This window comes from Acrocarpospora sp. B8E8 (assembly GCF_039871605.1).
In the GTDB taxonomy this organism is placed as follows: Bacteria; Actinomycetota; Actinomycetes; order Streptosporangiales; family Streptosporangiaceae; genus Acrocarpospora; species Acrocarpospora macrocephala.
In genome coordinates this window covers 59,705-70,426 of record NZ_JBDPLV010000023.1, presented here as the reverse complement: position 1 = coordinate 70,426, position 10,722 = coordinate 59,705, and the positions used below count along the sequence as shown (strand labels likewise).

Genomic DNA, 10,722 nt, shown 5'->3' with positions numbered 1-10,722 from the left:
CTCTGATGTCCGAAGATCGGAAGCTCGTTGAGTACCTGAAGTGGGTCACCGCCGATCTCCACGAGACCCGTCGACGGCTTGAAGAGTTGGAGTCGCACCGGCACGATCCGATCGCGATCGTGTCGATGGCATGCCGCTTTCCCGGCGGAGTCGGCTCGCCTGAGGACTTCTGGCGGTTGCTGATCAACGGTGAGGACGCGATCTCCTCCTTCCCGGTCGATCGGGACTGGGATGTGGAGGGCATTTCGGCCATGGGGGTCGGATGCCAGGGCGGGTTCCTGTCCGATGCGGTGGAGTTCGACGCCGGGTTCTTCGGGATCTCACCGCGTGAGGCAGTGGGGATGGATCCGCAGCAGCGGGTGCTGCTGGAGACGTCGTGGGAGGCGATCGAGCGGGCCGGGATCGACCGGGTCTCGCTGAAGGGCAGCTCCACCGGAGTGTTCGTGGGCACCAACGGCCAGGACTACATGAGCCTGGTCCTGGAAGGCGGGCAGGGCGACAGCGTCACCGGAACGGTGGCCAGTGTGCTGTCCGGACGCCTGTCCTACACGCTGGGCCTGGAGGGCCCGGCGATGACGGTGGACACGGCCTGTTCCTCGTCGCTGGTGGCGATTCACCTCGCGGCGCAGGCGCTGCGGTCGGGTGAGTGCTCGCTGGCGCTGGCCTGCGGGGTGACCGTGATGGCGTCGCCGCTGGTGTTCCTCGGGTTCAACGCGCAGGGCGCGATGGCGCCCGACGGCCGGTGCAAGGCGTTCGCCGACACCGCGAACGGCACGGGCTGGTCTGAGGGCGTGGGCGTGCTGGTGCTGGAGCGGTTGTCGGACGCCCGCCGCAACGGGCACGAGATCCTCGCGATCGTACGGGGTTCCGCGGTCAATCAGGATGGCGCGTCCAACGGGTTGACCGCGCCGAACGGTCCTTCGCAGCGGCGGGTGATCCGCAAGGCGCTGGCCGTCGCGGGACTGAGCCCCGCTGACGTGGACGCGGTCGAGGCGCATGGCACCGGGACGACGCTGGGTGACCCGATCGAGGCCCAGGCGTTGCTGGCCACGTACGGCAAGGACCGGCCAGCGGGGCAGCCGCTCCTGCTCGGGGCGGTCAAGTCGAACATCGGTCACACGCAGGCCGCGGCGGGTGTGGCCAGCGTGATCAAGACGATCTTGGCTCTCCGGCATGGGGTGCTGCCCAAGACGTTGCATGTGGACGAGCGATCTTCGCGGGTGGACTGGGACTCGGGCGCGGTCGAACTGCTGACGGAGCCGGTGGAGTGGCCGCAGACGGGCCGTCCGCGCCGGGCGGGTGTGTCGTCGTTCGGGATGAGCGGCACGAATGTGCACATGATCTTGGAGCAGGCGCCGGAGACGCCGCAGGCCGAGCCGGACGTGGCGGACCCGGTGCCGGTGCCGGTGGCGGGTGTGCTGCCGTGCGTGATCTCGGGCAGATCCGATGAGGCGTTGCGGGCGCAGGCCGGCCGTCTGGCCGAGTATGTGGAGGCGGCGGACGATCTGCGGCTGGTCGATGTGGCGTTCTCGCTGGCCACAACGCGGTCGATGTTCGAGCGCCGCGCGGTGGTGGTCGGGCGTGATCGCGAGGAGTTGCTGGCTGGTCTCGGTCCGCTGAGCACGGACGACGCCGGAGCCTCCCGGCGTGGTGGCGTGATCGCAGTGGGGTCGGCGGCTCGTGTGGTCGCGGGTGTGGCCGACGTCGTCGGGAAGTCGGTGTGGGTGTTCCCGGGCCAGGGAGCCCAGTGGGCGGGCATGGGCGCTGCCCTCCTTGAGGAGTCGCCGGTTTTCGCGGGCCGGATGGCGGAGTGCGCGGCGGTGCTGGAGCCGTTCGTGGACTGGTCGCTGCTGGATGTGATCCGCCAGGCCGAGGACGCTCCGTCGCTGGATCGGGTCGATGTGGTCCAACCGGTGTCGTTCGCGGTGATGGTGTCGCTGGCGGCGGTCTGGGAGTCCCTGGGTGTTCGCCCCGACGCCGTGGTCGGCCACTCTCAGGGCGAGATCGCCGCCGCGGTGGTCGCGGGTGGCCTGTCTCTACAAGACGGCGCCCGGGTGGTGGCGCTGCGCAGCCGCCTGATCGCCGACCGGCTGGCGGGGCTCGGGGCGATGGCGTCGGTGGCGTTGCCGGTCGAGCAGGTGCGTGAGCGGCTGTCGTCCTGGGATGGCCGGGTGTCGGTGGCGGCGATCAACGGCCCTCGCTCGGTGGTGGTGGCCGGTGAGGTGCAGGCCGTCGAGGAGTTGGTGGAGCGTCTGACCGAGGATGGGGTGCGGGTTCGTCGTATCGCGGTGGATTATGCCTCGCATTCGGCTCAGGTTGATCTGATCGGTGCGGAACTGGCCCAGGTCCTGGCGGAGGTGGCTCCACAGTCGGTGCGGGTGCCGATGCTGTCGACCGTGACCGGCCGGTGGGTGGAAGGGCCGGAACTCGACGCGGGGTACTGGTGTGACAACCTGCGCAACACGGTCAACTTCGCCCCGGCGATCGGGCAGCTGCTGGAGCAGCGGTACCGGGCGTTTGTCGAGGTGAGCTCGCATCCGGTGCTGACGATCGGCATCGGCGAATGTGTGGATGCGGCCGCGGTGGATGCGGTGATCGCCGGGACGTTGCGCCGTGATGAGGGCGGGCTGGACCGGGTTCTGGTCTCGGCGGCCGAGCTGTTCGTGCGCGGCGTGGCGGTGGACTGGCAGGCCGTGCTGACCGGTGGACGCCGGGTGGACCTGCCGACCTACGCCTTTCAGCACCGCCGGTACTGGCTTGAGAGCGCCGGTGCCGGTGCGGGGGACGTGGCGGCGGCGGGTCTGGCCGCGACGGATCATCCGCTGCTTGGTGCCGCGGTCGGGTTGGCCGATTCCGACGGAGTGGTGCTGACCGGGCGTATCTCGCTGCGAACGCAGCCGTGGTTGGCTGATCATACGGTGGCGGGGATGGTGTTCTTCCCGGGCACCGGATTCTTGGAGCTGGCGGTCCGTGCGGGTGACCAGGTCGGCTGTGGCCTGGTCGAGGAGCTGACCCTGGCCGCGCCGCTGGTGCTGGGTAAGGATGACGCGGTCGCGGTCCAGGTCGCGGTAGGCGCCCCGGAGGAGACCGGCCGCCGGACCCTGAGTGTCTACTCCCGGCCGGCGCAGGCCGGTGACGAGGTGCCGTGGGTGCGGCACGCCACCGGGACGCTCGCCACGGACGCTCAGGCCGCTGCGCACTTCGATACGGCGGTGTGGCCCCCGGCCGGCGCGACCGCGATCGAGCTGGACGGGCTGTACGAAGAGCTGGCAGAGGGAGGGTTGGGGTACGGCCCGGTGTTCCAGGGTCTGCGGGGGGCCTGGCGTGGCACCGGTGGTGAGGTCTTCGCCGAGGTCGCTTTGCCGGAGCAGGCGCAGTCGGATGCCGGTGCGTTCGGGGTGCATCCGGCGTTGCTGGACGCTGCCCTGCACGCGGTCGCGTTCGCCGGGCTGGACACCGCGGCGGGTACGCGGCTGCCGTTCTCCTGGCAGGAGGTGAGCCTGTACGCCACCGGAGCGGCGCTGCTGCGCGTCCGCCTGGCCAAGGTGGGCGACGACGCCGTGTCGGTGAGCGCGGTGGACGCCGCCGGAGAGCCGGTGCTCTCCGCGCGGTCGCTGGTGTCGCGGCCGGTCTCGGCCGACCAGCTCGCCGCCGCCGGCAGCGGTCCGGGGGCGGCGCGGGAGGCGTTGTTCGGGCTGGAATGGGTGCCGGCTCACGCGCCGGTGTCCGATGCCGGGCTGGATGTGGCTGAGCTCACCGAAGAGGTTCTCTCTGACTTGGCGCTGCTGGAGGTGGTGCCGGATGTGCTGACTCTCCGTGTCAGCTCGTCAGAGACGGCCGGCCCAGTGGAGTCGACGCACGAGCTGGTCGCTCAGGTCCTGGGGCTGTTGCGGCGGTGGCTGGCCGATGAGCGGTTCGAGGCTTCGCGGCTGGTGTTCGTCACTCGTGGTGCGGTGGCGGCGGGGGAGGGCGAGGTGGTCGCCGATCTGGCGGCTGCGGCGGTGTGGGGTCTGGTGCGGTCGGCGCAGTGGGAGAACCCGGGCCGGTTTCTGCTGGTCGACACCGATGCGGAACTGTCCTCAGCGTCGCTGGCCGCGGTGCTGGCCTCCGGTGAACCGCAGGCGGCGGTGCGTGAGAGTACGGTGCGGGTCCCGCGCCTGACCCGCATGGCACCGGCGCGGGAGGCGGCGGAACAGCCATGGAATCCGGACGGAACAGTCCTGATCACCGGTGGCACCGGTGGCCTGGGCGGTCATCTGGCCCGGCATCTGGTGGCCGAGCGCGGGGTGCGGCATCTGCTGCTGACCAGTCGCCGGGGTTTGGAGGCTCCGGGTGCGGTGGAGTTGCGGGCCGAGCTGATCGCGCACGGTGTCGAGGCTACGGTCGCGGCGTGTGACATGGCCGACCGGGGTCAGGTGGCGGCTCTGCTGGCCGGTGTGGACGAGGGGCATCCGCTGACCGCGGTGATTCACACCGCTGGTGTGCTGGATGACGGCACGATTCCCTCGCTGACGCCGGAGCGGCTGGAGTCGGTGCTGCGGCCGAAGGTGGACGCCGCCTGGCATCTGCACGAGCTGACCCAGGGCCTGGACCTCGCGGCGTTCGTACTGTTCTCCTCGCTCGCGGGTGTTATGGGCGCGGCTGGGCAGGCCAACTATGCCGCCGCGAACACGTTCTTGGACGCGCTGGCCGAGTCGCGTCGTGCCGAGGGGCTGCCCGCGCTGTCGCTGGTGTGGGGTCCCTGGACTCAGGACACCGGCTTGACCGGCACGCTGAGCGATGTCGACATGCGGCGGATCGCCCGGACGGGCATGCCGCCGCTGTCGGTGGAACAGGGCTTGGCGCTGTTCGACGCGGCCTGCCTGGTGACGCGGCCGGTGGTGATCCCGCTCCGGTTGGAACTGGCGGTGCTGCGCGCCTTCAGCGAGGTCTCTCCGTTGTTCCGGGGGCTGGTGCGGGGCGGTCGGCGGTCGGCGGCGTCCGGTTCGGTGGTGGCGGCGACGTTGCTGAATCGGCTGGCTCCGCTGGGGGCGGCCGAGCGTGCCGAGGTTCTGCTGGATCTGGTGCGCACCGAGGCGGCCATGGTGCTCGGGCACGCCTCGCCGGAGACGGTGGAGGTGCGCCGGGAGTTCCGTGAGCTGGGTTTCGACTCGCTCACCGCGGTGGAGTTGCGTAACCGGTTGAACGCCGCGACCGGGTTGCGGCTGCCGTCCACGCTGGTGTTCGATTACCCGACTCCGGTGGTGCTGGCGGAGTTTCTGCTGAACGAGTTGTTGGGCGAGGGCGCCGATGTGGTGGTGCCCACGGCGATGGTGCCGGTGACGAACGATCCGATCGTGATCGTGGGCATGTCGTGCCGCTTCCCGGGCGAGGTCGACTCTCCGGAGGATCTGTGGCGGCTGGTTTCCGAGGGCGGGGACGGGATCGGTGAGTTCCCGACCACGCGCGGCTGGGATCTCGGGGCGTTGTACAGCCCGGATCCGGATAACCCGGGCACCAGTTACGTACGCGACGGTGGCTTCCTGGAGAGCAGCGAGCAGTTCGATCCTGGCTTCTTCGGGATCTCGCCGCGTGAGGCGCTGGCGATGGACCCGCAGCAGCGGCTGCTGCTGGAGGCGTCCTGGGAGGCTTTCGAGCAGGCGGGTATGGACCCGCTCTCCTTGCGGGGCAGCCGGACGGGTGTTTTCGCCGGTGTGATGTATCACGACTACGCGATGACCGCGGAACTCCCGCTGGAGGCGATGGGCTTCATCAGCACGGGGGCCGCGGGAAGCGTCGCGACCGGCCGGATCTCGTACACGCTGGGGTTGGAGGGTCCGGCGGTGACGGTGGACACGGCGTGTTCTTCGTCGCTGGTAGCGATGCACATGGGGGTGCAGGCGCTGCGGTCGGGGGAGTGCGATCTGGCGCTGGCCGGTGGTGTGACGGTGATGGCCTCGCCGGCGGTGTTCATCGGTTTCAGCGCGCAGGGCGGGCTGGCCCCCGATGGCCGGAGCAAGTCTTTCGCCGACGGGGCGGACGGAACCAGCTATTCCGAGGGCGTGGGCATGGTGGTGCTGGAGCGGTTGTCGGACGCCCGCCGCAACGGGCATCAGGTGCTGGCGATCGTGCGTGGTTCGGCGGTGAACCAGGACGGCGCGTCGAACGGGTTGACCGCGCCGAATGGTCCGTCGCAGCAGCGGGTGATCCGTCAGGCGCTGGCCATCGCTGGGCTGTCTCCTGCCGAGGTGGACGCGGTCGAGGCGCACGGTACGGGTACGACGCTGGGTGATCCGATCGAGGCGCAGGCGCTGCTGGCGACCTACGGGCAGGATCGGGACGAGGACCGGCCGCTGCTTCTTGGATCGATCAAGTCGAACATCGGTCACACGCAGGCCGCCGCCGGTGTGGCCGGTGTGATCAAGATGGTGCTGGCCCTCCGGCATGGCGTGCTGCCTAAGACGCTGCATGTCGATGCCCCCTCCTCGCATGTGGACTGGTCGGCCGGTGCGGTGGAGTTGCTGACCGAGCCGGCCAGGTGGCCGGAGACCGGCCGTCCGCGCCGGGCGGGTGTGTCGTCGTTCGGGATCAGTGGCACCAACGCGCACGTGATCTTGGAGCAGGGGCCGGAGACTCCTGCGGTGGAGCCGGAGGAGCAGGCGCCGGGTGTCGTGCCGTGGGTGATCTCGGCGAAGACTCCGGAGGCGTTGCGCGGTCAGGCCCGTCGTCTGGCGGCGCAGGTGGAGGCCGGCGACCTGGACCCGGTGGATGTCGGGTCCTCGCTGGTGGTGTCGCGGTCGGTGTTCGAGCACCGTGCGGTGGTGGTCGGACGGGATCGTGGCGGGTTGCTGGCGGGTGTGGGTGCGCTGAGCGCAGGTGAGCCGGCGGCTCACGTTGTCTCGGGCGTGGCCGATGTCGCAGGGAAGTCGGCGTGGGTGTTCCCAGGCCAGGGAGCGCAGTGGGCGGGTATGGGCGGGCGGCTGCTTGAGGAGTCGCCGGTCTTCGCGGGTCGGATGGCGGAGTGCGCGGCGGCGTTGGAGCCGTTGGTGGACTGGTCGCTGCTGGATGTGATCCGCCAGGCCGAGGACGCTCCGGGGCTGGATCGGGTGGATGTGGTTCAGCCGGTGTCGTTCGCGGTGATGGTGTCGCTGGCGGCGGTGTGGGAGTCGCTAGGGGTCCGTCCCGGCGCGGTGGTCGGCCACTCTCAGGGTGAGATCGCGGCTGCGGTGGTCGCGGGTGGCCTGTCGCTGCAGGACGGCGCACGGGTGGCGGCCCTGCGCAGCCGCCTGATCGCCGACCGGCTGGCCGGGCTCGGCGCGATGGCATCGGTGGCGTTGCCGGTCGAGCAGGTCCGTGAGCGGCTGGCCGTCTGGGATGGACGGATCTCGGTTGCGGCGATCAACGGCCCGAATTCGGTGGTGGTGGCCGGTGAGGTCGCGGCCATTGAGGAACTGGTCGAGCGACTGGCCGGGGATGGGGTGCGGGTTCGCCGTATCGCGGTGGACTATGCCTCCCATTCGGCTCAAGTTGATCTGATCGGTGCGGAACTGGCCCAGGTCCTGGCGGAGGTGGCTCCGCGTCCGGTGCGGGTGCCGATGCTGTCGACGGTGACCGGCCAGTGGGTGGAAGGGCCGGAACTCGACGCGGGGTACTGGTGTGACAACCTGCGCAATACGGTCAACTTCGCCCCGGCCGTCGGGGAACTGCTGGAGCGGCGCCACCGCGTGTTCGTCGAGGTGAGCCCCCATCCGGTGCTGACGATCGGCATCAGCGAATGCGCGGATGCGGCCGCGGTGGACGCGGTGATCGCCGGGACGCTGCGGCGTGACGAGGGCGGGCTGGACCGGGTGCTGATCTCGGCGGCAGAGCTGTTCGTGCGCGGCGTGGCGGTGGACTGGCAGGCCGTACTGCCCGGCGGTCGCCAGGTCGACCTGCCGACCTACGCCTTCCAGCACCAGCGATTCTGGCCGAACACCAGGCAGAGCGGTGACCCTCGCGTGCTGGGCCTGTCCGCGACGGATCACCCGCTGCTGGGCGCGGCGATCCTGCTGGCCAACTCCGATGGGGTGGTGCTGACCGGGAGGTTGTCGGTGAGCGCCCAGCCGTGGCTCGCCGATCACGTGGTGGCGGGTTCTGTGGTGGTGCCGGGCAGCGTGTTCGTGGAGCTGGCGATCAGGGCGGGTGACCAGGTCGGCTGCGATGTGGTGGAGGAGTTGGCGCTGGCCGCGCCGCTGGCCCTCGTCGAACACGAGGCGGTAGTGGTGCAGGTCTCGGTGGACGCACCACAAGAGGGCCGCCGGAGCCTGAGTGTTCACACACGTTCGGCGGACGCGGCCGATGAGGGGCGGTGGGTGCTGCGCGCCACCGGCACGCTCGCGACCGGTACTCCGGAAGCCGTGCCGTTCGACGCGGCGGTGTGGCCTCCGGTTGGCGCGACCGCGATCGAGCTGGAGGGGCTGTACGAGGAACTGGCGAAGGAGAGCTTCGCCTACGGTCCGGCGTTCCAGGGCCTGCGGGCAGCCTGGTGGGGTACTGACGGCGAAGTGTTCGCCGAGCTGAGCCTGCCGGAGCAGGCAGGAGACGCGGCTTCGTTCGGGTTGCACCCGGCGCTGCTGGACGCGGCGTCGCAGGCGGCGCCGTTCGCCGGTCTTGACGATGCCGAGGGCGTCCAGGCGCCGTCGTCCTGGGGCGAGGTGTGCCTGCACGCGAGCGGCGCGTCGATGCTGCGGGTACGGCTGGCTCGGACAGGGGACGACGCGTACTCCCTGTTCGCGGTGGATGCGGCCGGGGAGCCGGTGGTGTCGGCCCGGTCGGTGGTGATGCGACCGATGGCCACCGAGCACGTGGCCGGCTCCGACCATCGTGGGGCAGGATGGGACTCGCTGTTCGGGGTGGGCTGGTCCGTGGTCGGCGGTCTGCCGGAAGCCGACCCGGTGCCGGTGACGGTGCTTGGCCTGGACACGCTGGATCTCTCGTCTCTGCTGGAGTCGGGTCCGGTCCCGGGCGTGGTGCTGACGGAGATGGTCTCGGATCCGGCCGCCGGGGTGGTGGAGTCGGCGCATGAGCTGACCGCCCGGGTTCTGGATCTGCTGCAGCGGTGGCTGGCCGATGAGCGGTTCGCCGATTCGCGGCTGGTGTTCCTCACCCGGGGCGCGGTCGCGGTGAGCGATGGTGAAGCGGTCACCGATCTGCCGGCCGCGGCGGCGTGGGGCCTGGTCCGCAGTGCTCAGTCGGAGGACCCTGGCCGGTTCCTGCTGGTCGACGTGGATGATCAGGAGTCTTCGCCGCTCGATGTACTGCCCGGGGTGCTGGCCTCCACCGAGCCGCAGGCGGCGATACGCGAGGGGGAGGTGCTGGTTCCCCGCCTCGCCCGGCTGTCACCGGACGAGCACGACGCCCCGGCCTGGAACCCCGAGGGCACGGTGCTGATCACTGGTGGGACCGGTGGTCTGGGCGCGTTGTTCGCGCGGCACGTGGCGGCCGGGCGTGGCGTACGGCATCTGCTGCTGACCAGTCGCCGGGGCCTGGAGGCTTCGGGTGCGGTGGAGTTGCAGGCGGAGCTGATCGCGCACGGCGTCGAGGTCACGATCGCGGCGTGCGACATGGCCGACCGGGACGCGGTGGCGGCGCTGCTGAAGGGGATCCCGGCCGGGCATCCGCTGACCGCGGTGATTCACACCGCCGGTGTGCTGGCCGACGGGACGATCCCGTCGCTGACGCACGAGCGGCTGGACAGTGTGCTGCGGCCGAAGGCGGATGCGGCCTGGCATCTGCACGAGCTGACCCAGGGCCTGGATCTGGCCGGGTTCGTGATGTTCTCCTCGCTGGCCGGGGTGCTGGGCAACGCCGGTCAGGGCAACTACGCGGCGGCCAACGCGTTCCTCGACGCGCTGGTCCAGCTGCGCCGGGCGCAGGGGCTGCCCGGGTCATCGCTGGCCTGGGGCTTGTGGGAGCAGGGGACCGGGATGACCGGGGAGCTCGGGGCGATCAATCTGCAGCGGATGGCGCGGGCGGGCATGCCGGCGCTGTCGGCCGAGCAGGGGCTGGCGGTGTTCGAGGCGGCCACCGCGTCGGCCCGGGCGGCGGTGGTGGCGGCGCGGCTGGATCTGTCGGTGTTGCGCAGGTTCCCTGAGGTGCCGCATCTGATGCGGGGCCTGGTGCGGGCAAGCCGCCGGTCGGCGGTCTCCACCTCGCTGGGCGGGGACGCGGACCTGGTACGGCGGCTGGCGGGATTGGGGGACGCCGAGCGGGTGCGGCTGGTGACGGAGCTGGTGCGGGCTCAGGCGGCGGCGGTGCTCGGGCACGCGTCGGCGGACGCGGTCCAGGCGCGGCGGGAGTTCCGCGAGCTGGGCTTCGACTCCCTCACCGCGGTGGAACTGCGCAACCGGCTCAATGCCGTCACCGGGTTGCGGCTGCCCGCCACCCTCATCTTCGATTGCCCCACCCCCGCGAGCCTCGCTGAATACGTGCTGGCGGAAATCACGCCCGGAGCGAATACCGAGGTGGAGCTGTCACTGCTGGCCGATCTCGACCGGTTCGAAACCGCGTTTTCCGGCAACGCGCTCGACGATCGCGCCCGGAACGGCATCGCGACCCGGCTGCGGCACCTGCTGGCGAAGGTGAGCGAGAGCGGCACGGAAACTAGTGAAACCGCTGTCGCCGGCATGCTCGAATCGGCGAGCACCGAGGAAATCCTCAGTTTCATCGACAACGAACTGGGCCGCTCGAGAGATCTGTGACCCG

Annotated in this window: 1 protein-coding gene; it reads left to right on the top strand. The window is 70.7% G+C overall.

Going from position 1 to position 10,722, the window contains the following annotated elements; genetic code table 11:
• The first annotated feature begins 5 nt into the window (after positions 1 to 5).
• A complete protein-coding gene (locus tag ABGB08_RS22890) occupies positions 6 to 10,718 on the top strand; it encodes an SDR family NAD(P)-dependent oxidoreductase (protein WP_347593458.1) in 10,713 nt (3,570 codons plus the stop codon).
• Positions 10,719 to 10,722 lie beyond the last annotated feature (4 nt).